The sequence below is a fragment of the Verminephrobacter eiseniae EF01-2 genome, from assembly GCF_000015565.1.
Taxonomy (GTDB): Bacteria; Pseudomonadota; Gammaproteobacteria; order Burkholderiales; family Burkholderiaceae_C; genus Acidovorax; species Acidovorax eiseniae.
In genome coordinates this window covers 3,349,724-3,375,071 of sequence record NC_008786.1, presented here as the reverse complement: position 1 = coordinate 3,375,071, position 25,348 = coordinate 3,349,724, and the positions used below count along the sequence as shown (strand labels likewise).

General features: G+C 62.0%; 17 protein-coding genes. 5 read left to right on the top strand and 12 right to left on the bottom strand.

Features of this window, described 5'->3' with window-relative positions:
• Positions 1-15 precede the first annotated feature (15 nt).
• The 5 genes from VEIS_RS14675 (at position 16) to VEIS_RS14655 (ending at position 10,794) form a co-directional block, all read left to right on the top strand.
• Positions 16-2,319 carry a methyl-accepting chemotaxis protein gene (locus VEIS_RS14675; protein WP_011810746.1) on the top strand — a complete coding sequence of 768 codons (2,304 nt, stop codon included), beginning with the start codon at positions 16-18 and terminating at the stop codon, positions 2,317-2,319.
• A 48-nt stretch (positions 2,320-2,367) separates the two neighbouring features.
• Positions 2,368-8,319 carry a hybrid sensor histidine kinase/response regulator gene (locus VEIS_RS14670; RefSeq protein WP_011810745.1) on the top strand — a complete coding sequence of 1,984 codons (5,952 nt, stop codon included), beginning with the start codon at positions 2,368-2,370 and terminating at the stop codon, positions 8,317-8,319.
• 283 nt (positions 8,320-8,602) lie between these two features.
• Positions 8,603-9,343, top strand: coding sequence for a transporter substrate-binding domain-containing protein (locus tag VEIS_RS14665; RefSeq protein ID WP_011810744.1), 741 nt, complete (start codon positions 8,603-8,605; stop codon positions 9,341-9,343).
• A 27-nt stretch (positions 9,344-9,370) separates the two neighbouring features.
• Positions 9,371-10,036 (top strand): amino acid ABC transporter permease, encoded by a 666-nt coding sequence (locus tag VEIS_RS14660; RefSeq protein ID WP_011810743.1) that lies wholly within the window; start codon positions 9,371-9,373, stop codon positions 10,034-10,036.
• A 5-nt stretch (positions 10,037-10,041) separates the two neighbouring features.
• Complete coding sequence (locus VEIS_RS14655) at positions 10,042-10,794, top strand: amino acid ABC transporter ATP-binding protein (protein ID WP_198138053.1); 753 nt, start codon at positions 10,042-10,044, stop codon at positions 10,792-10,794.
• A gap of 127 nt (positions 10,795-10,921) precedes the next feature.
• On the opposite strand, the gene VEIS_RS14650 is transcribed toward VEIS_RS14655, so the two are convergent.
• From VEIS_RS14650 to VEIS_RS14595, 12 genes are all read right to left on the bottom strand, one after another.
• Complete coding sequence (locus VEIS_RS14650; protein WP_011810741.1) at positions 10,922-14,134, bottom strand: type I restriction endonuclease subunit R; 3,213 nt, start codon at positions 14,132-14,134, stop codon at positions 10,922-10,924.
• Positions 14,134-15,129 (bottom strand): virulence RhuM family protein, encoded by a 996-nt coding sequence (locus VEIS_RS14645; protein ID WP_011810740.1) that lies wholly within the window; start codon positions 15,127-15,129, stop codon positions 14,134-14,136. The genes VEIS_RS14650 and VEIS_RS14645 overlap by 1 nt, the downstream gene beginning before the upstream one ends.
• Positions 15,126-15,824, bottom strand: coding sequence for an abortive infection family protein (locus tag VEIS_RS14640; protein WP_083758642.1), 699 nt, complete (start codon positions 15,822-15,824; stop codon positions 15,126-15,128). Before VEIS_RS14640 ends, VEIS_RS14645 begins: the two co-directional genes overlap by 4 nt.
• On the bottom strand, positions 15,821-17,455 hold the full coding sequence (locus VEIS_RS26450; protein WP_232287702.1) for a restriction endonuclease subunit S: 1,635 nt from the start codon (positions 17,453-17,455) through the stop codon (positions 15,821-15,823). The genes VEIS_RS14640 and VEIS_RS26450 overlap by 4 nt, the downstream gene beginning before the upstream one ends.
• Positions 17,456-17,466: 11 nt before the next feature.
• Positions 17,467-17,880 (bottom strand): nucleotidyltransferase substrate binding protein, encoded by a 414-nt coding sequence (locus VEIS_RS14630; protein WP_011810737.1) that lies wholly within the window; start codon positions 17,878-17,880, stop codon positions 17,467-17,469.
• Between the two features lie 33 nt (positions 17,881-17,913).
• Positions 17,914-18,135: a hypothetical protein gene (locus VEIS_RS14625; RefSeq protein ID WP_049773927.1), complete on the bottom strand. Its 222-nt coding sequence runs from the start codon at positions 18,133-18,135 to the stop codon at positions 17,914-17,916.
• On the bottom strand, positions 18,111-18,530 hold the full coding sequence (locus tag VEIS_RS14620) for a nucleotidyltransferase substrate binding protein (protein ID WP_011810735.1): 420 nt from the start codon (positions 18,528-18,530) through the stop codon (positions 18,111-18,113). The genes VEIS_RS14625 and VEIS_RS14620 overlap by 25 nt, the downstream gene beginning before the upstream one ends.
• A gap of 30 nt (positions 18,531-18,560) precedes the next feature.
• A complete protein-coding gene (locus tag VEIS_RS14615) occupies positions 18,561-20,123 on the bottom strand; it encodes a class I SAM-dependent DNA methyltransferase (RefSeq protein WP_011810734.1) in 1,563 nt (520 codons plus the stop codon).
• Positions 20,124-20,215: 92 nt separating this feature from the next.
• Entirely contained in the window at positions 20,216-20,977 is a 762-nt protein-coding gene (locus tag VEIS_RS14610; protein ID WP_011810733.1) for an SDR family oxidoreductase, read from the bottom strand.
• Positions 20,978-20,993: 16 nt separating this feature from the next.
• Positions 20,994-21,356 carry a hypothetical protein gene (locus VEIS_RS14605; RefSeq protein WP_041950065.1) on the bottom strand — a complete coding sequence of 121 codons (363 nt, stop codon included), beginning with the start codon at positions 21,354-21,356 and terminating at the stop codon, positions 20,994-20,996.
• A gap of 72 nt (positions 21,357-21,428) precedes the next feature.
• A complete protein-coding gene (locus VEIS_RS14600; protein WP_011810732.1) occupies positions 21,429-22,862 on the bottom strand; it encodes an aldehyde dehydrogenase family protein in 1,434 nt (477 codons plus the stop codon).
• A 275-nt stretch (positions 22,863-23,137) separates the two neighbouring features.
• Complete coding sequence (locus VEIS_RS14595; protein ID WP_011810731.1) at positions 23,138-25,216, bottom strand: sodium-translocating pyrophosphatase; 2,079 nt, start codon at positions 25,214-25,216, stop codon at positions 23,138-23,140.
• Positions 25,217-25,348 lie beyond the last annotated feature (132 nt).

The following is a 25,348-nucleotide window of genomic DNA, read 5'->3' as shown; positions in this document are numbered from 1 at the left end:
CTGTAAGGCTGCACCATGTCCGTCAATCAATTTGGCAAACTGTTCAACCGGAATCCCGCCAAGCCGGATGGCGCTGCGGTGGCCGATGAGCAGAAATTCCCGGTCACGGGCGCGCAAAAGGGGGCGCCGCACCACGCCCGCCAAGCCGAGGCCGTCAATCCTGCCCAAGAGGCACCGGAGGCCCGGCAACAGGAATCATCCCCGGCCGGAGACCTGATCGCGCTGCCGCTGCTCGGGCGCCGCAGCGCCGCCAGTCATCAGCGCCTTTTTCTGGTGTTGCTCGCGCTGGGCATCGTGGCGCTGGTGCTGATCATCATCTGGGCGCTGCGCCAGGCCGACCGCTCGGCGCACCAGATCGAGGTCACCGGCCAGTCGCTGATGCAGTCGCAGCGGGTGGCCAAGTTGGTGTCGCAGGTGATGCTCGGTGACCCGAAGACCTTCGCCGACCTGACGGAAAGCTCCAGCACGCTGGTGCGCGGTGTGCACGCCCTGAACGACGGCAATGCGCAGATCGACGTTTACCCGCTCAGTGATGCATTCAAGCCGGAGTTGGACAGCATAAACCCGCTGATGAAGCGCGCCGAGCGCAACGCCGGTGTCGTGCTGGGCCAGCAAAAAGTCCTGACGCAGGTCAGCGAGGCCCTGCGCACCATCAACCGCGAGTCCTCCACGCTGCTGGAAATCGCAGAAACGATATCGTCGCTGAAACTGCAACAAAACGCCCCGGCCGCTGAAATCTCTGCGGCCGGCCAATTGGTGATGCTGACCCAGCGGATCGGCAAGTCGGCCAACGAATTCCAGACCATAGAAGGCGTCAGCCCCGAGGCGGTGTTCATGTTGGGCAAGGACTTGAACTCGTTCAAGGAAATCACCCAGGGTCTGCTCGACGGCAGCGTCGAACTGCGGCTGACCGCGACCAAGGATGACCAAACCCGCGAACAGCTCCAGGAACTGGCCAAAATCTACGAGCAGACCCGCACCCAGGCCGCTGCCATTTTGAGCAACCTGCAAGGCCTGGTGTCGGCCCGTGAGGCGCAGGCGGCCATCATTGCCGATAGCGACCCGCTGCGCCGCCAACTCGAAGCGCTGCAAGCCAAACTGACCACCGAAACCGGTCTGGGTGCCGGCCACGTTGCGGCCCTGGTGCTGGCCGGCCTGTTCGTGCTGCTGTGCGGCATCGGCATTTCGCGCGTGCAGTTGCTCGACAGCCGTGCCCGTCAGGCAGCGGCTGAAACGCAGCAAAAGGAAGCCCGGCGCCAAGAGCAGGAAGCCCGGCGCCAGGAACTGGAGGCCAAACGCCAGGAACTGGAGGCCAAGCGCGTCAATGACGCCAACCAGGCCGCGATTTTGCGTTTGATGAACGAGCTGCAATCGGTGGCCGAAGGTGACCTGACCCAGGAAGCCACGGTGACCGAAGACATCACCGGCGCCATTGCCGACTCGGTGAACTACACGGTGGAAGAGTTGCGCCAACTCGTGGGCAACGTGCAGAACACGGCGACCCAGGTGGCGCAAACCACGGCCCAGGTGGACAACACCTCGACCGAACTGCTGGCGGCATCGACCGAGCAACTGCGCGAAATCCGCGAAACCGGCCGTTCCGTTCTCGACATGGCGGCCCGCATCAACGAAGTCTCGGCCCAGGCGCAAGAGTCAGCCACGGTGGCGCGCCAATCGCTGCAAGCGGCGGACTCGGGCCTGCAGGCGGTGCAAAACGCCATCGGCGGCATGAACTCGATCCGCGATCAGATTCAGGACACCTCCAAGCGCATCAAGCGCCTGGGCGAATCCTCGCAAGAGATCGGTGAAATCACCGAACTGATCTCCGACATCACCGAGCAAACCAACGTGCTGGCCCTCAATGCCGCGATACAGGCGGCCTCGGCCGGTGAAGCCGGCCGAGGCTTCTCGGTGGTGGCCGAAGAAGTGCAGCGGCTGGCCGAACGCTCTGCCGATGCCACGCGCCAGATCTCGGCCCTGGTCAAGGCCATTCAGACCGACACCCAGGACGCCGTGGCCGCCATGGAGCGCTCGACCCAGGGTGTGGTCGAAGGGGCCCGCCTGTCCGACAGCGCCGGCACGGCCCTGACCGAGATCGACCGTGTGTCGCGCCGTCTGGCCGAACTGATCGAGCAGATTTCGTCATCGGCGTCCAAGGAAGCGGTTCTGGCCAACGTGGTGGCCGACAACATCCAGCATATTTTTGCCGTGACCGAGCAAACCGGAGAAGGCACCCGCAGCACGGCGCAACAGGTGCGCGAGCTCTCGCGCATGGCCGAAGAACTGCGCCAATCGGTGGCCCGCTTCAAGATCGTTTGACGCAGTCATCAACCAACGAGCTGGCTCTTGGCAGTCGGGAACAATTTCATGTCATCCATTGATGTCAACCATGCACTGGCTGCGGATGGGCCTTTGGGGCAAGACCTGGGGCCTTTGGCCTGGGTGCTCGACGAACTGCGCAAATCCCTGGACGCGGCAGTCAAGGCCATGCGGCGCTTCGTGCGCGATGCCGAAGCCGCGCGTGCCTCCGATCTGGACGCCCTGGACACAGGCCCTTTGCGCATTGCGCGCCAGCATTTGCACCAGGCCTGGGGCGCGCTGGAGATGGTCGGCATGGGCCCGTCGGCCCTGCTGCTGCACTCGATGGAAATGGCGGTGCAAAAGTTTGTGCAGCGCCCCGAAAGCTGCAGCGATGATGCCGCTGCCGCGATCGAGCGCGCCAGTTTTGCGCTGATCGAGTATCTGGAAGCCGTGCTGGCCGGCAAGGACGTCTCTCCGGTGACATTGTTCCCCCAGTACCGTGACACCCAGGTCCTGGCCGGTGCCGACCGTGCACATCCGGCGGACCTGTGGCCCGTCGAGCGCCGCTTTCGTGAGCCCGAGGGGCGCGTCAGCGCCCCTCCTCTGCCCTATGGTGCGGCGGCGCGTGCCAGCCTCGACTCGACCGTGCTGCGCATCGTCAAGTCGGGCGATCTGAAGGCGGCGCTGAGCCTGCGCGATATCTGCCTGGGCTTCGTGGCGGCGCAGACCGACCGCCGCACGCGCACCTTCTGGAAGATTTGTGCCGGCTTCTTCGATGCCTGCGGCAGCGGCCTGCTGCTGCCGGACATTTACGTCAAGCGCGTGGCATCGCGGGTGCTGATGCAGTACGCCACCTTGGCCAAGGGCGACCCGGCGATTGCCGACCGGCTGGTGCAGGACCTGCTGTTCTTTTGCTCACAGGCCCGCTCGACCGGGCAGTCGGCCGCTGCCGCGCCCTCGCTGGAGGCCGTGCGCCAAGCCTTCGCGCTCGACCGCTTCAAGCCCGTGGACTACGAATTGGCCCGCTTCGGGCGTTTCGACCCCGCCATGCTGGCACAGGCGCGCAAGCGCATCGCATCGGCCACCGAGATCTGGTCTGCGCTGGCCGGAGGCGATCGCAACAAGCTCAAACCTGCGGCAGACCAATTCAGCTTGGTCTGTGACTCGCTGCGCAAGCTCCATCCCGGCAGCGAGAACCTGGCGCAGGCGCTGACGCAGGCGCTGGAGGCCACCGCCCGCTCGGGCGAGCCGCCATCGGCTGCGCTGGCGATGGAAGTGGCGACCTCGGTGCTGTATCTGCAGGCGGCATTCGAAGAGTTGGACACGGCCGATGACCAGTTGGAAGCCCGGGCCACCCGTCTGGCCGAGCGGCTCCATGCAGTGACTGCCGGCGCCGAGTCCGAGCCGCTGGAGCATTGGATGGAAGAGCTGTACCGCCGGGTCAGCGACAACCAGACCATGGGCAGCGTCGTGGGCGAACTGCGCGCCACACTGGCAGAAACCGAGAAGGCGCTGGACCAGTTTTTCCGCAACCCCAAGGAGCGGGCCGTATTGGCCACGGTGCCCGGACATTTCGCGCAAATGCGCGGCGTGCTGTCGGTCCTCGGGCTGGAGCAGGCGTCGCTGGCCGTGGCGCGCATGCGCGAGACGGTCGAACGCCTGCTGGTCGACGCAGTGCCTGAAGCGGAACGCGCCGGTATTTTCGAGAAGCTCGGCAGCAGCCTGGGCGCCCTCGATTTGCTGATCGACATGCTCAGCTACCAGCGCACGATGGCGCGCAAGCTGTTTGTGTTCGATGAGGACCTGGGCGAGTTGCGCATCCTGATGAGCAAGACCCGTGCCCGGGTAACAGATGCGACCGAAGAAGCGCCGGCCAGGTTGGAAGAGCGTTCTGCACCGGCCAAGCCTGCGCCGGCCGTGCTGCCGCCGGCACCGGTCAGCCCAAGCCCGCCCGCAGCCAGCCAGGCGCCCAGCGACAGCGGACTGCGGCCCGCCCCGGCGGCCAAGGTGGCGCCGGCGGCGGTCATTCCGGCGCCTGCTGCCGTCGCTGCTGCGGCAACGCCCGCGCCCGTCGCAGCAACGGCCAAGCCGCTGGCGCGGGATCTGGATTCCGAACTGCTGGACGTGTTCCTCGAAGAAGTGCGCGAAGTAGTGGTCAATGGATTGATCGCCATCGACCTGCTCCGGGCCGAACCGGGCAATCTCGGCGAACAGACGACGCTGCGCCGTGCGTTCCATACGCTCAAGGGCAGTTCGCGCATGGTGGGCCTGAATGACTTTGGCGAAGCGGCCTGGTCGATGGAGCAGGTTCTCAACGCTTGGCTGACCGAGAAAAAGCCGGCGCAGCCCGGGTTGTTGCAACTGTCTGGCGCGGCCCTGCAGGCTTTCAGCCGTTGGGCCGATGACATTGCTGCGGGCGACGCCGGGGGCTGGCAACCGCAGGCTTTCCGCGCATCGGCAGACGCCATGCGTCTGGACGGTACGCTGCTGCCCTTGGTACTGCCCGGCGCCGCCAGCGACGCCGCGCCCGCGCCCGCGCAGAAACAGGCGGCACCAGCCAGCGCCAAAGACCAGGCCGTACCGGACTTGCACCCGACCATGCCGGCCTTCATGCCAACCATGCCGGCTTTCATGCCGACCGAGATGCTTGGCGTCGACCAGGAACTGCCAGCCGAAGCCCCCGCCGACATGCCCGAGATGGCCGAGGATATCGATTTTTCGGTCTTCGCCGCTGCACTGAACGAATCTCCAGCCCCGCCTGCCGAGACGGCCCGACCCGGCGCAACCCCGGCCAACGAAGTCCCGGCAAGCCCGGCGCTGCCGCCGTCCGACGACGACACCGGCTTCGATACGACCGAATGGGTGACCCCCGAGGCCGTCCCTGAACCAGCCGCCGAGCCAGCCTCCGAACTTGCTGCGCCTGTGGACGCCCAGCCGCCAGAAGAAAGCGGCAGTGACGCCGTCAAGGTGATCGGCACCCTGCGCATCGGCATACCGCTGTACAACGTCTATCTGAACGAGGCCGATGAATGGTCGCGCCGCCTGGTGACCTGTCTGCAGGAATGGTCGCTGGAGTTGCACGAACCCCTGCCCGACACGGCGGCGGCGCTGTCGCACGCGCTGGCCGGCAGTTCTGCCACCGTAGGCTTCAAGACCTTGTCGGAAATGGCACGCTTGCTGGAACATGCGCTCCAGCATGTGCAACTGCAATCGCGTGGCACTGCGGAGCAGGCACAGATCTTCACCGCCGCTGCGCAAGACATCCGTCGATTGCTGCACCAATTTGCCGCCGGCTTCCTGAAGGAAGCGAACCCGGAACTGCTGCAACAACTGCGCCAGATTCTGGAAACCGAACTGCGCGACACCCTGTCTCCGCCGCAGGGGGAAGACCCCGCAGCGCCGGCACCCGCCGTGCACGCCGAGCCAGAGGTCGCCCAGGCCAGCCAGGCCGCGCCGGCCCCTGCACCCGCCGCGCCCAAGCCGGAGGCGCAAGCCGCTGCCGCCGTGCCGCCGCCTGCAGCAGGGCCTGTGGCCCCGGCGCTGTCGGTGGTGCAGCGCGACCACGATCAGCATATCGACGACGCGATTGCGCATGCGATTGCGATGAGCCCGGATGCCGACGATGACATCGACGCGATCGATGTCATCGACCCGGACCTGTTCCCGATCTTCGAGGAAGAAGCCGCCGAACTATTGCCCCGGCTGGGGGGCGCATTGCGCCAGTGGGTGGCGCGGCCCGGCAACCTCGGCGCCCGCAGCGAACTACTGCGTGCGCTGCACACGCTCAAAGGCAGTTCGCGCCTGGCCGGCGCGATGCGCCTGGGTGAAATGGCCCACCGGCTGGAATCGGCGATAGAGCAGTTCGATCCCGACACCGTGACCGCCGAGCAGATCGAGCCGCTGCAAGGCAATTTCGACGGCCTGCAGGCGAACTTCGACGCGCTGCGTGCGATTGGCCAGGCCCCGATCGACACCCTGGTGCCGCTGCCGACCGAGGCCGCACACGCGCATCCCGAAACTGGCGCGCCAGCGGCCACCAGCGCCACTGCCGCAGCGGATGCAGTCGCAGCGCCGGCCGTTGCCTTGCGCCCGCCGGTGTCGTCGCAACTGGCGCCATTGCGCGTGGCGGCCAACCAATCGGTGCGCGTGCGCGCGCAATTGCTCGACCGTCTGGTCAACCAGGCCGGCGAGGTGATGATCAGCCGCGCGCGCCTGGATGTGCGCCTGGGCCAGTTCCGCAGCTCGCTGGCCGACCTGTCGGGCAACCTGGACCGCTTGCGCCAACAGCTCAGGGACATCGAGGTACAGGCCGAGTCGCAGATGCAATCGCGCCTGGCGCTGTCCAAAGACTCTGCCGCAGGCTTCGACCCTCTGGAGTTCGACCGCTTTACGCGCGTGCAGGAGCTCACGCGCATGATGGCCGAATCGGTCAACGACGTGGCCACCGTGCAGCGCAACCTGCAGCGGGCGATGGAAGGCGCCGAGGACGACCTGATCGCCCAGGGCCGCCAGGCGCGTGAACTGCAGCGCGACCTGCTGCGCACCCGCATGGTCGAGTTCGAGGGCATTGCCGAGCGGCTGTACGCCGTCGTGCGCCAGGCATCCAAAGAAACCGGCAAGCAGATCAAGCTGAACATCACCGGCGGTTCGATTGAAATGGACCGCGGCGTGCTCGACCGCATGACCCCGGCGTTCGAGCATTTGCTGCGCAACTGCGCCACCCACGGCATCGAAGCGCCGCAACTGCGCGTGGCCGCCGGCAAGCCTGCGACCGGCACGATCACGGTGGACTTGCGCCACGAAGGCAACGACGTATCGGTCGAGTTCCGCGACGACGGCGCCGGGCTGAACCTGCCGCGCATCCTCGAAAAGGCCATCGAGCAAGGCATCCTGGCGCCCGACGCGCAGTTGGACGACGCCGAGATCGCCAGCCTGATCTTCATGCCCGGTTTCTCCACCGCGACCGAAGTCACCGGCCTGGCCGGGCGTGGCATCGGCATGGACGTGGTGCGCACCGAGATCAACGCCCTGGGCGGGCGCGTCGAAATCTCGACCGAAGCCGGCAAAGGCGCTGCATTCCGCATGGTTTTGCCGCTGACCACGGCGGTGACGCAGGTGGTGATGCTGCATGCCGGCGATCTGGTCATTGGCGTGCCCGCCAACGTGGTCGAGATCGTGCGCCGCACGCCGGCCACCGAGTTGGAACAGGCCTATCGCAGCGGCACTTTCGATGACGGCGGCACAGAGAAAATCCCGTTCTTCTGGTTCGGCGCATTACTGCAAGCCTCGATGCGCAGCAGCGAGCCTGTGGGCAAGACCCGCCCGGTCGTGATCTTTCGCAGCGCATCGCAGCGCATCGCCTTGCATGTCGACGAAGTCTTGGGCAACCAGGAAGTCGTGGTGAAAAACCTCGGCCCCCAACTGTCGCGCCTGCCCGGCCTGGCCGGCATGTCGGTGCTGGCCTCGGGTGCCGTGGTGTTGATCTACAACCCGGTGGCGCTGGCCACGGTCTACGGGGATCAGGTGCGCGCCGCCAGCGCTGCCAGCGCCAGCCTGCCGCCGGAGCCGGAAACCCATGGCACTGCGGGCACCGGCAACAAGGTCGCCCCGCCCCGGCTGGCCGGGCCCAGCCAGGTTCCTCTGGTGCTGGTGGTCGACGACTCGATCACCGTGCGCCGCGTCACGCAGCGGCTGTTGCAGCGCGAAGGCTATCGCGTCGCGCTGGCCGCCGACGGCTTGCAAGCCTTGGAACGCTTGCAGGAAGAACGCCCCACCGTGGTGCTCTCCGACATCGAAATGCCCCGCATGGATGGCTTCGATCTGGCGCGCAACATCCGTGCAGACGGCGCCTTGCGCGACCTGCCGATCATCATGATCACCTCGCGCATCGCCGAAAAGCACCGCGAGCATGCGATCGAACTGGGCGTCAACCACTACCTGGGCAAGCCCTACTCGGATGAAGAACTGCTCGATCTGATACAGCACTACGCCCGTATCGCGGTGACCGCAGAGCTCTGAAAACAGCGACGGCATCTCCCTGAATGCCAATGCCGTGACGGCCTTGGCAGGCAACGCACCGGGATGCGCATCTGCGTGCGGGCAGTTACGATGCGCCCCATCTGCCGACAGGCTCTTGCGCAGACCGCCCCACAACCCGTGAGCGATCTGGCGGAGCTTGTAAAAGCATTCAGGCAGCCAATGGAAATCCATTGCCCACGAGTCGATCGCTGCCACGGTTCAGGCGGCTGCGGCCATCCGTGAGCGTCTTGCATCGTTTTGAATTTATTTCAGGGAGAAAATCATGAACCGTTACTTCATCAGCCTGCTCGCCGCCTTCAGTTTCGGCCTGCTGCCGGCGCTGGCATCGGCGCAAACCGTCAGCGTCATCCGCGTTGCCACCGATGCCACCTTTCCGCCCTTCGAGTTTTTCAAGAATGGCAAGCGCACCGGCTTCGATATCGAGTTGATCGAGTTGCTGGCCAAAAACATGGGCAAGAAGGTCGAATGGACCGACATCGATTTCAAAGGGCTGATTCCCGGCCTGGTGTCGCGCCGTTTCGATGTTGCCTCCTCCGCCATCTACATCACCGAAGAACGCCGCCGCGTCGTCGACTTCACCGACCCTTATTATCCGGGTGGCCTGGTGGTGCTGACCAAGGCCAGCAACACGGCGATCAGGCAGCCATCCGATCTGGCGGGCAAAAAGGTCTCGGTTCAGGTCGGCACCAAGTCGGCCAACTATCTCAAAGCGTATTACCCGCAAACCGAGCGCATCGAGGTCGAGAAAAATCAGGAAATGTTCAACCTGGTCGAAATCGGCCGCGCCGATGCCGCCGTCACCGGCAAACCCGCCGCCATCGAATACGCCAAGACCCGCCCCGGCATGAAGGTGCTGGACAAGCAGGTCAGTGTCGAACTCTACGGCTATGCAGTGCGCAAGGACTTGCCGCAACTGACGGAAGAAATGAATGCCGCACTGAAAAAGGCCAAGCTCGACGGCAGCTATGACAAGCTGGTGCACAAGTGGCTGTCATCCAAATAACGCCAGCCACACCGAGAGGAGAAAGCCATGAGCCTGGATTTCTTACCGGTACTCGAAGGTTTGCCGGAGCTATTGCATGGCGCCATCGTGACGGTGAAAATCACCGCCACCTCGCTGGTGCTGGGCTGCATTTTCGGCCTGCTGGTCGGCATGGGGCGATTGGACCGCAGCAAGCGCCTGCGCTACGGCATCTGCACGGCTTACGTCACCTTCATCCGTGGCACACCGCTGCTGGTGCAATTGTTTTTGCTGTTTTTCGGCTTGCCGCAGTTCGATATTCTGCTGCCCGCCTTCCTGTGCGGCGTGCTTGGCCTGGGCATCTACTCCGGTGCCTATGTGTCGGAAATCGTGCGCGGTGCGATTCAGTCCATCGACAAGGGGCAGATGGAAGCAGCGCGTTCGCTCGGCATGTCGTCCGGCAAGGCGATGCGCACCATCATCCTGCCGCAAGCCGTGGTGCGCATGATTCCACCGTTGGGCAATGAATTCATCGCACTGATCAAGAACTCGGCGCTGGTGTCGCTGCTGACCATCGCAGACCTGATGCACGAAGGCCAGAAGATCATCAGCGTGTCTTATCGCTCGCTGGAAGTCTATCTTGCCGTCGCCCTGGTCTATCTGGTGCTGACCACACTGACCGGCATGGCCTTGCAAAAAGTCGAGCAGCGCCTGCGTGCAGGAGGGGCGGTCTGATGTCCATGATCACGATCTCGCAACTGGGCAAGTCATTCTCCGGCCAGCGCATTCTGCGTGGCATCGATTTGCAGGTAGAAGCCTCGCAAGTGGTCGTCATCATTGGCCCCAGCGGTTCCGGCAAGAGCACCTTGCTGCGTTGCTGCAATGGCCTGGAAGTGGCGGAAGAAGGCAGTATCTCGATCTGCAATCAGCATCTGCTCATCGACGGCAAGATAATCGCCGATCACGCCTTGAACGATTTGCGCACGCAAGTCGGCATGGTGTTTCAGTCCTTCAATCTGTTCCCGCATCTATCGGTGCTGGAAAACGTCACCGTCGGCCCGCGCAAAATACGCGGCATGTCGAAAGACCAGGCCGAAACGCTGGCGCATGACCTGCTGGCCAAGGTCGGCCTGGCTGCCAAGGCCGATGCCATGCCCGCCACCTTGTCCGGCGGACAGAAACAGCGCGTGGCGATTGCCCGCGCGCTGGCGATGCAACCGCAAGTCATGCTGTTCGACGAGCCCACCTCGGCGCTCGACCCGGAACTGGTCGGCGAAGTCCTGCAAGTGATGAAAACGCTCGCCAACGAAGGCATGACCATGATCGTCGTCACGCATGAAATGGGTTTTGCCCGTGAAGTGGCCGATAGGGTGGTGGTCATGGACCAGGGTTGCATCGTCGAAGCTGGCCCGCCGGGGCAGATTTTCGTCAACCCGACGCAGGAACGCACACGCAGTTTTCTGCAAGCCGTATTGAGACCGGCCTCCGTATGAAAGATGACATGAGCCACTTGCTCTGGAATGGACGGATCGATCACGACAGCGCTGGCGATACGCGCCGCCTGCATCGACGGGTGCAGCCCTGTGACGGAGCAACCCGTATCCTACAACGCGGCGCCCATTATTTCAGGCGGAAGCCCTTCAGATTTTCATCGAGCGCATTGCCGGACATGCTCCTGATCGACACCTCAGCCTGTCGCAATACCGTTCGCACGGCCTCGTCCTGCAAATCCGGCGGATAGCCATATTTGCGCAGAATGCGCTTGACCAGCATGCGCATTTGCGCGCGGGCGGATTCGCGGTGCGCCCAATCCACCGATATGTTGTTGCGCAGGCTGACCAGCAATTCGTGGGCAATCAGCCGCAGTTTGTCATCGCCCATCATCTGCAGCGCGCTATCGTTTTCGGCTAACGCGTCATAGAAAGCAATCTCCTCATCCGACAAACCGGACTCTTCCCCGCGCTGGCGCTCGGCGCGAATGTCCTTGGCCAGGGTGATCAACTCTTGCAGCACTTCGGCGGTCGTGATGGCATTGGCGTGGTAGCGCGCCATGGCCTCTTCCAGCCGTTCCGAGAAGGCTTTGCTTTGCACCACGTTGGCTTTGCTGCGTGAACGGATGTCGTCATTGATCAACTTGCGCAAGGCCTCCAGCGCGAGATTCTTGCGCTCCATCTGCGCGATTTCGGTCAGAAATTGGTCGGACAGGATGGAAATATCCGGGCTCTTGATGCCGACTGCGGCCAGAATGTCGACGATTTCGGTAGAAATCACCGCGCGGCTCACGATTTGCCGAATGGCCAATTCGCGTTCTTGCCCCATCACGCCCATTGCGCCACTGCTTTTCACCAGTGCATCGCGAATCGCCTGGAAAAAGCCGACTTCTTCCCGAATGGTGCGCGCTTCGTCAGAAGCAGACACCAGGGAAAAAGCCTTGGACAGCGCCAGCACTGCATCCTGATAGCGGCGATGCGCAGTCTTCTTGCCTTCCCGGCTGCTCTCCCTGGCCGCCGATTTTTGCTGCATGTCGAGAATCCACTCGATGGCGCCGGCCATCATGACCAGGCGTTCTTGCGCTGTTCCATCCAACGTGTAATCGAAACCGTGGTACATGTTGCGCACGATTTCGTACTTCTCCATCATCATCGCGACGGCCTTGGATTCATCGATACCGGTATTTTTCCGGTCGCTTTTCGAGTATTGTCGCAGCGCCGATTTAAGATAATGGGCGATGCCGATATAGTCCACGATCAATCCGGCGGGTTTGTCGCGGAACACGCGATTGACCCGCGCAATCGCCTGCATCAGGCCATGCCCTTGCATGGGCTTGTCCACATACATCGTGTGCATGCAGGGCGCATCAAAACCGGTGAGCCACATATCGCACACAATCACCAGTTTGAGCGGGTCCCTGATGTCGCGAGCGCGCTTGGCCAGCACATCGCGGCGCGCCTTGTTACCGACATGCTGTTGCCATTCTGCGGGGTCGCTGGCGGCACCCGTCATCACGATTTTGAGCGCGCCCGCCTTGTCGTCGGCGCTGTGCCAGCCGGGGCGCAGTTTCACGATTTCCTCGTACAGTCTCACGCAGACATGGCGACTCATGCACACCGCCATTGCCTTGCCATCCAGTGCGGCCATGCGCGCTTCGAAGTGCGTCACCATGTCTTGCGCAATCAGCGCGAGGCGTTTATCGCTGCCCACCAGGGCTTCCACGGTTGACCATTCTTTCTTGAAGCGCTCTTGTTCGGCTTCGGAGTCGTCCTCGATCATCGCATCCACTTCGGCATCGATTTTGTGCCTCTCATCCCCATCGAGTTCGATGCGCGCAAGCCGTGATTCATAATAGATGAGCACCGTCGCGCCATCCTCGACGGCACGGCTGATGTCATAGATATCGATGTAATTGCCAAACACCGCCCGGGTGTTCACACCACTGGCTTCGATCGGCGTGCCGGTAAAGCCGATGAATGAGGCATGAGGCAGGGCATCGCGCAGGTATTTGGCGAAGCCGTAGGAAACCCCGCCCGTCCTGGCATCGAGTTTGGCGCGAAAACCATATTGGCTGCGGTGCGCCTCATCAGCAATCACCACCACATTGTGACGCTCGGTCAGCGGCTGACTTGACTCGGCAAACTTTTGCAAGGTGGTAAAAATCACACCGCCGGATGCGCGCATCAACAGTTTTTGCAAATCCTCCCGGCTGTTGGCCTGCACCGGTGTTTGCCGAATGAAATCGCGGCACCTGGAGAAAGTGGCAAAAAGTTGATCGTCAAGGTCGTTGCGGTCGGTCAGCACGACCAGGGTTGGATTCGCCATGGCCACATGCTGTGCCAGTTGCCTGGCGTAGAACACCATCAACAGGCTTTTGCCTGAGCCTTGGGTATGCCAGATCACGCCGGCCCTTCTGTCACCTTTGGCCTGGGTTTTGACACTGGACCAGCCGTAATCGCGTGGGTCTTCTTGCACCCCCTGCCATTGGCTCGATGCGCGCAAGGTTGAATCGACCGCACGCATGACGGCGTGGAACTGATGATAGCCAGCAATAATCTTGACCAAGCCTGAACCCGTTTCATCAAACACCGTAAAGTGGCGCAACAGGTCGAGCAGGCGGCGATGCGCAAACACGCCCTCGATCAAGGTTGGCAACTCCGGTTTGCCCTTTGGCGTAATCGCCGTGCCATCCGTGGTGCGCCAAGGCATAAAGCGCTCCTGATCGGCAGACAGCGAACCAACACGGGCATGGACACCATCCGAAGTCACCAGCAGCGCATTGGTATTGAACAATGCCGCAATCTGCTGCTTATAGTTCTGCAACTGCTGGAAGGCCGCGAGCAAAGTCGCATTGCCTAGCGCCTTCAACTCGATCACCACCAGCGGCAGGCCATTCACAAACACCACCACATCCGGGCGGCGCTGATATTGCCCGGCAATCACGACGAATTGACTGACCGCCAGCCAATCGTTCTGCTCTGGCCGCTTGAAGTCAATGAGCGCGACCGTGCCCGTGGTCAGCGTGCCATCCTCGGCGTAGTACTCGACCTCCACCCCATCGGTCATCAGTTTGTGCAGGCGGCGGTTTTCTTCGAGCAGCGTTGGCAACTCCGACTGCATCAGCCGGCGCATGGCAACCTGCCGCGCCTCCAGCGGCAGGCCAGGATTGAGCCGCGCCACAGCATCCGCGAAGCGCTTTTTGAGCACGACCTCATCGTGGCTTTCGCGTTCCGGACGCGGACCATCGGGGCCGATATCTTTTTCCTGCTCGATGCGGTAGCCCAGCCCCCGCAATTGCTCTAGCAGTGCCAGCTCAATAGCGGCTTCAGATAAAAAAGCCATTATTTTTTTCCCTCCAACCGTTTGATTTCCCGGTCAAAGTCCGAGAGGTATTCCACATCCTGCCGCTGCCGATAAACATCGAACTCACTTTCCGCTTTGAGCTTCGCCTCCAATGCACTGACCTTGCCTTTGTCTTGCAAAATTGGATAATTCGACAGTTCCAGAAAACTATGCAGAAAGCCTGTCCAGTCGGCCATTTTCATAAGGATGCCGCGCTCGGCACGGTTCTCAGCCAAATCAAGGTAAGCGGAAACGATGCGGTTCAGTTCCTTGACGTGTGCTTCACTCAGATAGTTTTTGGCGACCGCCACATCGGATTTCAATATCTTGCCGTCTGGTGCGTGCTTCCATGTCGCCAAGCCCATGTAAATCTTGGTCGCATCGGCAGATGTGTAGATCAGTTCGGCAGCCGTTTTACCGGTAATCGCCCAATGCAGCTTGTTTTGCACACTGGAGAAAAATTCGCGCGCTAAAGGCGCATCGACGCTGTAGTCCATGGACAGGGCGTAGATGTCGGTGATTTTTTGATAAAAGCGCCGCTCACTGGCCCGAATCTCACGGATGCGCTCCAGTAACTCGTCAAAGTAATCTTTGCCGAAGGTTTGCTTGCCTCGCTTTAGGCGCTCATCATCCAGCACAAAACCCTTTGTGATGAATTCACGCAGCGTGGTTGTCGCCCAGATGCGGAATTGGGTCGCCTGATAACTGTTTACTCTGTAGCCAACGGCGATGATGGCATCGAGGTTGTAGTAGCGGGTCTGATAGTTTTTCCCATCGGCGGCAGTGGTTTCCAAAATGGAAATAACTGAAGCCTCTACCAGTTCTTTGGTATCGAAGATATTTTTCAGGTGTTTGTTGATCGCTGGCACTTGGACGCCGAACAATTCGGCCAGTGCTTTTTGCGTTAACCAGGCTGTTTCGCCCTTGAAGAACACATCTACCTTTACCGCCCCGTCTGGCGCGGTATAGAGCAGGAATTGGTTTAACTCTGTCATGGCTTTGTCTCTTTGTGAGTCTCGAACAGAAAGACAGTCAGCGTAGCTGCAGCTCCGACCGCCAACTTCGCATGGCGAACGCCAAGCCCAGTCGCGCTTCCATGCTTACCATGGCCCGTGCCGTAAAGGCCGCGCAATTCGGCAAGGCCATTGCCGATAGTTCCAAGGTTGCTCAGGAGGCGCTTGATAACGTCCGCACCCCTGGCTGCATCAGGGACTCCTTCAGGAACGAGCTTTAACTCCTTGAGCGTTTCCTTTGTTAGCGTCGAGACATCGGGAGTGCCCGATATTGGCTTGCCGCACTCGGCAAGGATTGTTTTGCAGCAGGTCTCGATGAGTTCCTTGGCAGTTCCGATGGCAAGGCTTGGGTCGGTCTCGACGGAAGCCTCCAAGCGCTGAATTTGCTTCGCGAGGTGATTGGCGTTTAGAACCTTCGTATGCTCCTTAAGCGGATTAAGACTCGGACTGCCTGCGAGGAGCCGCGTGGCGATCTGGCGGCACGTATCGGCGAGAGCTTTTGCTTCGGCAGTTTTCTCGGCATTGAGTGACGCGTCGTAATCAATCAAGGCGAGCAGTAGCGTGCCGACGGTGTAGTCGGGTTCGAGTTTCCAGAAGGCGCGGAGCTTTTTGGCCTTCGATATCCCCGCCGAGGCGTATTTCTCTTCACGAATGCCCGGAAACCAGTCCATAGTCATACCGCCGCTCCGACGATGCGCTCGGCATCTTGTATGCGCAGTTCACCTGAAATTAGCTTGGGTAGCAGGGTGCCGCGCAGTCTGGCGAGGGAGCGGGAATCGTTGCCGTTACCGAAAATTGCATCGAACACGCTGGTGGCAGTTCGCTCGAATTGCTGAAGCACAGGTTCAGGCGGTAGCACGAAACGTACGGCATCGAATGTCTGGCGTGTAATGGTCGAGAACACGGAACCGTGTGCCATCACCTTAAGCTGTTCAACCATGCACTGCGCAGAAAGAAATACGAAATAATCACCAGATCCGTTCTTACCCCGCAACGCATAGCACGATTGATTGAATGTCATGTCGCGCCCAGCAATCCCCAAATTACCAACAGTGCCGCGCGCAGAAATGATGGTGGTGCCCTTGGCAATCATTCGTGCAGAACTTCCATTCAACCCAGACCGGGTAATCGATTTTTCAGTTTGAACAACAAACACATCACTTGAGGGGGGCGTGTCCACGACAGAAAACCACGGAATGTCGCCACCCCAGTACTCACTAACCGAAGTTTTAGGCGTGCCGCCGCCAATAATTTCAACAGCTTCAGAAAAACTGCCAATCGCCCACCCTTCCGGGATCTCCCCCAACTCAGAAGCAACTAGCCGTTCGGGAAATAGATCGTAAAGATCTGCCGGTAATCCAGGCAGTGACTGGTCGCGCTGCCAGCGGCCTTCCATTTTGGCACGCACGGGGTCGAAATCAACAAACCACGACTTGAATAGCACCTGGGCGATTGCTTCCAGCGTGGCGTTCATCCGCCGGTTCAACGCGATTTTGTCGTCCAGCGTGCCCAGGATGTGGGCAATGGCTTTTTGCTCGGTGAGGGGTGGAAGAAGAACGGAGATTTTGCCAAGGGCATCAGTGGGCACGCGTTGCCGCCCCGACGTTCCCGTCATCTGGGAAATGGCGAATTTACGAACTTCTGAAGAAATCGCCAAATAATAAGCGTAGTCGTTATCCGTGACATTTGGTTTTCCACGAATTACAATAAACTCGGTCGAGCCGTGTCCAATAGGTTCGCCTTCAGGCGCTTGAAACCGTGCCAGCTTGCCATTTTCAAGGCATGGTGTGATTCTGGCCATCAAAGTATCGCGGTCTTGGAAGCGTGAGCCTCCCCCAGAGAAGTTTCGATACTCCGAGCATTTCACATCTCTCGTGCCTACCGCTATCGCAGACATTTCGACGAACGGATAAATGACACCTTTTACCAATGGTGTCGCTGGATTCAGGAGCACTGCTTCCGAGAACGGAATTTCGCCCCATTCACCTGCCGCCCCTTTCGTCGATGAACGCCCCTCCCACACCACCACCCTATCCCGCTCAATAATCTCCCGAAACGCTGCACTCGTCGTTGCCCAATCCACCACATCCACCTTGTAGGGCAAATCGGACTCAGAAAAATCATCACTCAAACTGGCGCTCACCGCTAAAGGCAACGCCTTTTCCGTGATGATGGCCAAATCCAGATCCGAATAGGCTTTGGCCGACCACTTGGCACGTGAGCCAAATGCCCACACCATGTGCCGGGGAACATGCTTTTTCAAGATTGCTTCGACTATGCGCCAATGATCCGGTCGAATATCAATCAACGGGCATTCTTTCATGACAGCCTGATCTTGAGTTGCTCGTACAAATGTCGTGCTTCAGCAAAAAAAGCAGGGATGCCGCTCACTACCGTCAGTGCGAGTTGCTCATCATAAGCATGGCTCGTCTTGCTGCGCATATCGCGATACATTTTCCAATCTACCCACTCCCCGCGCAACAAACCTTGCTCATTGCCATTGCGTATCAACGTTTGAAAGTCCACATTGTCATATTGTTCCGGTGTAGGGGATGCCCATTCCAGATAGCGCTTGAGCATTTTATGGCTCACTTCGTAAGTGAACTCAAAACGCTGGATCAAACCGTCACGAATCAGCGTGTTCGATGGATCGTTTCGGTAAACCTCCAGTGCTTCTTCCAGGCGAGAAATGGAATTTTGCAAAGGGGTGATATTCAAATTCTTATCTGTCATATGTGCCTCCTGATCGTCTCTGCCATTGCACCGTCAAGCCATTGGGCCATGATCAAAAATCCAGTGCCTTGAAATTCTTTGCAATCGCCGCACCGGTTTGTCGGAGAGGGCAATGTGCAAAATTTGCACATTGCCCTCTTCCGGTAATTCACCCTCGGCAAACGCATTGCCGGCGTGCTTGGTGATGACAGAGCGTTCACGCTCGAACAATTGGGCGATCTGTTCTTGTGTCAGCCACGCCGTTTCGCCGTCCATGCGCACATCCACACGGATGAGGCCGTCTTCGGCCTGGTGGAATCGGGCAAGAACCCGGGTATGCGCTCAAAAATGGCATTGGCTTTGCTGGCATCGTAGATATGCGAGGTTTCGTTTCTGGCATTGACATGCCCGATCCAGCGTTCCGCATCGGCAATGAGCGCCATGCCAGCCGCTTCCCGCATGGCATTTTTGGCGATGCGCGCAGGCTCCATCTGATAAACCTCTTGCAACACCCGTCTGATCAGTTTTTGAGAAATATCAACGGCCACCTCAAAACGCTGAATCACGCCATCCCTCACGGTAAGCAGTTGCGGGTACTGGGCGTGTTCTTCCAAACCTTGCTCCAAGGCGGCAATGGATAACTTCAACGCGTCAAAATTCAACTCCGCCATGCCGGCCTCCCGAATGCGTGTTGGCGTTTTTCATGGCTTGTACCCCAGGGCTTGCAGATTCAGTCGTATTGCCTGCTCCAGCCTTGCAGACTCGGCGAACTGCGCGTTCAACTCGGCAGTGAGTATCTGCATTTTTTCCTCGAAAGGGGTGCCGTCGTCGGCGACTTCTTCGGCGCCCACATACCGCCCCGGCGTCAGCACATGCCCGTGTTTGCGGATGTCGTCCAGTGTTGCCGCTTTGCAAAAGCCCGGCACATCCGCATACGCACCCACGCCCGGCTCACCGCGCCATGCGTGGTAGGTGCCTGCTATCCGTCGAACATCGGCATCGGTGAGTTCACGCCGTGTCCGATCCACCAGCACGCCGAGCTTGCGTGCATCGATGAACAGCACTTCTTTGCGCCGGTCGCGCAGATAGGCTTTGCCCGCACGCCCGTTCGATTTGTCGCGCGCCAGAAACCACAGGCAAGCCGGGATTTGCGTCGAGTAAAAAAGCTGGCCCGGCAGCGCCACCATGCAATCGACGATGTCTTGCTCGACCATCTCGCGGCGGATGTCGCCTTCGCCCGACTGGCTGGATGACATCGAGCCGTTGGCCAGCACCACGCCTGCGGTGCCATTCGGCGCCAGGTGGTGCACGATGTGTTGCAGCCACGCGTAGTTGGCGTTGCCCACCGGGGGCACGCCGAACTTCCAGCGCACATCCTCCCGCAGACGGTCGCCGCCCCAGTCGGAAATATTGAATGGCGGGTTGGCCAGGATGTAGTCGGCCTTGAGGTCGCGCAACTCGTCCTTGTGAAAGCTGCCTTCGTTGTTCCAGCGGATGTCGGAGTCGATGCCGCGCACCGCAAGGTTCATCTTGGCCAGGCGCCAGGTGACGTGGTTCGATTCCTGGCCGTAGATGGCGATGTCGCCGATGCGGCCGCCGTGCTCTTGCACGAATTTTTCGGACTGCACGAACATTCCGCCCGAGCCGCAGCAGGGGTCATAGATGCGGCCTTGGTAAGGTTCCAGCATCTCGACGAGGGTGCGCACCACGGAGCCGGGCGTGTAGAACTCGCCGCCGCGCTTGCCTTCTGCGCCGGCGAACTGGCCGAGGAAGTATTCGTAGACACGCCCCAGAATGTCGCGCGAGGCGTGGCCTTCCTGGTTGAGGGTGATCCCGGAAATGAGGTCGATCAACTCGCCCAGCATCACCTTGTTGAGCGCTGGCCGGGCGTAGTCCTTGGGCAGCACGCTCTGGAGCGTTGCGTTGTCTTTTTCGATGGCGCGCATCGCGTCGTCGATCAGCGTGCCGATGGTGGGCTGCTTGGCATGGGCTTGCAGGTGCGACCAGCGCGCGTCTTTCGGAACCCAGAATACGTTGTCGGCGAGGTAGGCGTCCCGGTCTTCGACATCTTGAGGGTTGTCGGCCAGCAGGGACTTGTGCCTGGCCTCAAAGGTGTCCGAGATGTATTTCAGAAAGATGAGACCAAGCGCGACATGCTTGTAGTCGGATGGCTCCATGTTGCCGCGCAGTTTGTCGGCGGCTTTGAACATCTCGGCCTCGAAGCCGAGGTTGCTGCCTTTTTTGTTCGTGTCGTTCTGTGCCATCGTGCTCTGTCCTCGTTTACGTTCTGTCTTTGCGGCCGGGGCGTGGCCCGGCTCCGGCGGCCGAAGTGATTACGAAATACCGACGACAGCCATCAAACGCAGCGTGCCCCGTCCACTTCGAGGCACACGCCGCTGATGAACGCGGCTTCGGCGCTGGCCAGATAGAGCACGGCGTTGGCGACGTCGAGTGCGGTGGAAAAGCGTCCCAGCGGGATGGTGGCCAGGAACTTGGCGCGGCGGGTCTCGTCGACGGGGCCGCCGGCGAAATCGGCGGACAGGCCGGTGTCGGGGTTGAACACGGGGTTGATGCAGTTCACGCGGATGTTGTCGGGGCCGAGTTCGGCTGCCATCGATTTGCTGGTGGTGATGACGGCGCCCTTGGAGCCGTTGTACCAGGTCAGTCCGGGGCGGGGGCGCAGTCCGGCGGTGGAGGCGATGTTGATGAAGCTGCCGCCGCCGGCTTTGCGCATCGCCGGCACGGCGTGGATGGCGCTCAGGTAGATGCTTTTCACGTTGATGGCGTAGACCTTGTCGAACTCGTCTTCGCTGACTTCGAGCAGGGGGCGGTTGCGGTGTGTCCAGCCGGCGTTGTTGACCATCACGTCGAGCCGCCCGTTGCGGCGCAGGGCTTCGTCGATCAGGGCCTCGACCTGGGCGGAGCGGGTCATGTCGGCCTGGAAGAAGCTGGCTGTGCCGCCTGCGGCGGTGATGTCGGCCACCACGCGCTGGCCGCTGGCGGCATCGATGTCGTTGACGATGACTTTGCCGCCTTCAGCGGCCAGGCGTTTGGCGATGCCTTCGCCGATGCCGCTGCCGGCGCCGGTGACGATGATGGATTGGTTTTGCACGCGCATGGAGGTCTCCTTGGGTTTATCCGGTTTTGCCGGCGGCAAGCGCTGCCGGGCGTTGTGCTGCCGCAGGTGCAGTCCCTGCGCTGCCACGGCCGTAGAACGGCGGGAAGAACTCCTTCACGCCGCTGCCGTCGAAGTCCCGCCCGATGCACTGGCCCAGGCGGCGCGGGGGCTGCTGGCCATCGTCTCTGGCGCTGCCTGCGCTGCTGACACTGCCTGCGCTGCCGGTGGCATGGCGCAACACAGGGGCGTCGCAGGTTTTGCTGCCGTGCAGTTCACCTTCGCCTTCGATGCCCCACAGGCCATCGCTGCGTTCATGGCCTTGGTGGGGCGCGCCCGGCGGATATGCGGCAAGCGGCGGGACGGTGTGGCTCAGGGGCATGGGGACAGGGGTGCATTGTCGGGTGCATTGTCTTGGGGTGTGCAAGGCGGTGCCGGACGCCGGGCCTGATCATCATCCGTGTCTGATGGCCACGGTTTTGAGCGTGGTAAAGCCGTACAGCGCCTCGAAGCCTTTTTCACGCCCGTAGCCGCTGGATTTGACGCCGCCGAACGGTAGTTCCACTCCGCCTGCGGCGCCGTAGTTGTTGATGAATACCTGGCCGCTGTGCACGCGCTTGGCCATGCGCAGTTGGCGCGCGCCGTCGCGCGTCCAGAGGCCCGCGACCAGGCCGAATGGTGTGGCGTTGGCCAGTTCCAGCGCATGGTCTTCGTCCTGGAAGGCCATGGCCGAGAGCACCGGGCCAAAGATTTCTTCTTGCGCCAGGCGGTGGTTCACCGGCACGTCGCGCAGCAAGGTCGGGGCTTGGTAGTAGCCGGTTTCGGGCGCTTCGTCGACGACGATGCCCTGGGCCACCATCGGGATGCCGGCCACTTGCGCATCCGACAGGAAGTCCCAGACGCGCTGCTGCTGTGTCTGGCGGATCAGCGGGCCCATGTCCAGGTCCAGCGCGGCGGGGCCGACCCGCAGTTTTTCAAAGGCTTGGCCCAGGCGTTCGAGCAGGGGCTCATAAATCAGCGTGTCGATCAGCACGCGCGCGCCGGCCGAGCAGGTCTGGCCGGCGTTTTGCACGATGGCAGCGATGATGGCGGGGATGGCCGCGTCGAGGTCGGCATCGGCAAAGATGATCTGCGGGCTTTTGCCACCCAGTTCCAGCGTCACCGGGCAGTGGCGCTCGGCGGCCGCTTGCTGTATCAGCGTGCCGACCTTGGGGCTGCCGGTGAAGCTCAGGTGGGCGATGTCCGGGTGGCGGGCGAGCGCGTCGCCGACTTCATGGCCGTAGCCGGTGACGATGTTGAGCGCGCCCGGTGGGAAGCCCGCTTCGGTCGCCAATTGGGCCACGCGCAGCAGTGACAGGCAGGCGTCCTCGGCCGGTTTGACGACGCAGACATTGCCCGCTGCCAGCGCGCCGCCCACGCTGCGGCCAAAGATTTGCATCGGGTAATTCCAGGGGATCACATGGCCGGTGACGCCATGGGGTTCGCGCCAGGTGAGCACGCTGTAGCCATCGGTGTAGGGGATGGTGGCGCCATGCAGTTTGTCGCAGGCGCCGGCATAGAACTCGAAGTAGCGCGCCAGTACCGTCGCATCGGCGCGCGCCTGCCGGGTGGGTTTGCCGCAGTCGCGCTGCTCCAGCGCGGTCAGTTCGTCGGCATGTTCCAGGATTTTGACCGACAGCCGTTGCAGCAGCCGGCCCCGTTCGGCCGGGGCCAGCCTTTGCCATACCGTCCGGTAGCAGTGGCGTGCCGCATGCACCGCCGCATCGATGTCGTCGGCGTTGCTGCGCTGGATTTCGTCGAAGGGTTGGCCGTCGGACGGGTCGATGACCGCGATGCTGCGGCCCGAGACGGACGCCACGCAGGCGTTGGCGATATGGTTCAGTTGCATGGGGCGCTATTTTGCCCGGAACCCGATCGCTGTTTTGTGTTGGCAGAAAACTGCCCCCTGGCGCATTTCTTGCTGCATCGACAGCTATCTTTTTTGCTGTGTTTCAAGTGCAGGCGCCGGGCAGCCGGGCGCTGGAGCACACCGGTTTGCCATGGCGCTGCGCGTGCCCCGCGACACATGCGCCGGGCGCGGCCCGCGCCAAGCCGCTGGCGCCGCCCCCCGTCGCCCGTTCGGGGGCGCGCGGCCGCAGGCGGCCTGGGGGGCGGCGTTGCACATCACCCGCCGTGGAATCTGACCACCAGCGGCACGATCAGCAGCGCCACGATGTTGATGATCTTGATCAGCGGGTTGATCGCCGGGCCTGCCGTGTCTTTGTAGGGGTCGCCCACGGTGTCGCCGGTCACGGCCGCCTTGTGCGCCTCGCTGCCCTTGCCGCCATGGTGGCCGTCTTCGATGTACTTCTTGGCGTTGTCCCAGGCGCCGCCGCCGGTGCACATGCTGATGGCCACGAACAGGCCGGTGACGATGGTGCCCATCAGCAGGCCGCCCAGCGCCTTCGGGCCGAGCAGCAGACCGACGGCAATGGGCACGACCACCGGCAGCAGGCTGGGCAGGACCATCTCCTTGATCGCGGCGCTGGTCAGCATGTCCACGGCCTTGCCGTATTCGGGCTTGCCGCTGCCGTCCATGATGCCCGCGATGGTGCTGAACTGGCGGCGCACTTCGACCACCACGGCACCGGCGGCGCGGCCCACGGCTTGCATGGCCATGGCGCCGAACAGGTAGGGGATCAGGCCGCCGATGAACAGTCCCACGATCACCAGCGGGTCGCTCAGCTCGAAGCTGACCGCGCGGCCATGGCTTTCGAGCTTGTGGGTGTAGTCGGCAAACAGCACCAGGGCGGCCAGGCCCGCAGAGCCGATCGCGTAGCCCTTGGTCACGGCCTTGGTGGTGTTGCCCACGGCGTCGAGCGGGTCGGTGATGTCGCGCACGCTGCTGGGCAATTCGGCCATTTCGGCAATGCCGCCGGCGTTGTCGGTGATCGGGCCATAGGCGTCCAGCGCCACCACGATGCCGGCCATGCTCAGCATGGACATGGCCGCCACCGCAATGCCATACAGGCCGGCGAGTTGGTAGGCCGACAGGATGGCCAGGCAGACGAAAATCACCGGCCAGGCGGTCGAGCGCATCGACACGCCCAGGCCGGCGATGATGTTCGTGCCATGGCCGGTGGTCGAGGCCTGGGCGATATGCTGCACCGGCGCATACTGCGTGCCGGTGTAGTACTCGGTGATCCACACCAGTGCTGCGGTCAACACCAGCCCGGTGGCGCAGGCGCCAAACAGCCGCAACTGGCTGCCGGTGGCGGTGATGGCGTTGTCCGGCATGATCCAGAGCGTGACGAAGTAGAACGCGATCAGCGACAAAATGCCGGCAATCGCCAGGCCCTTGTATAGCGCGGGCATCACGTTCCTCATGCCGGGCGTGGCTTTGACGAAGCAGCAGCCGATGATCGAGGCGATGATGGACACGGCCCCCAATGCCAGCGGGTAGACCACGGCATCGGGCGCAGCGGTGGTGACCAGCAATGCGCCCAGCACCATGGTGGCGATCAGTGTCACGGCATAGGTCTCGAACAGGTCGGCCGCCATGCCCGCGCAGTCACCCACGTTGTCGCCCACGTTGTCGGCGATCACCGCCGGGTTGCGCGGGTCGTCTTCGGGGATGCCGGCCTCGACCTTGCCCACCAGGTCGGCGCCCACGTCGGCGCCCTTGGTGAAGATGCCGCCGCCCAGGCGCGCAAAGATGGAAATCAGCGACGAGCCAAAGGCGAAGCCGATCAGCGGATCGAGCAAACCGGCCAGTTGGCCCGTGGGCGCGGGGTTGCCGCCGGCCAGAAACCAGTAACAGGCGGTCACGCCGAGCAGGCCCAGCCCGACCACCAGCATGCCGGTGATCGCGCCGCCACGAAACGCCACCGTCAGCGCCGGGCCTATGCCTGCGGTTGCGGCCTGCGCGGTGCGCACATTGGCGCGCACCGAGACGTTCATGCCGATGAAACCACAGGCGCCCGAGAGCAAGGCCCCCAGGACAAAGCCGACGGCCGTGGTGGTATCGAGAAACAGGCCGATCAAAACCGCCAGCACCAGGCCCACCATGGCAATGGTCTTGTACTGGCGCGCCAGGTAAGCGGCAGCGCCGGCCTGGATGGCGGCCGCGATCTCCTGCATGCGGGCATTGCCCGGGTCTTGGGCAAGAATCCAGCCCCTGGCCCAGATGCCGTAAGCCACGGCAGCCAGGGCGCAGACCAGGGCCAGGATGAGAGGGGATGTCAGTGCTGAACCTGCAGCCATTGGGTTCTCCTTGGGGGGGGTGTTGCACGGTGGGGCGCCAACGCATCGGTGGTGGCCCCGTTGCGTTGCTTCCTCGTGCCCTGCCCCAAGCAGGGCCGATTGGCCAACCGGGCCAATTTACAGCCAAACCGC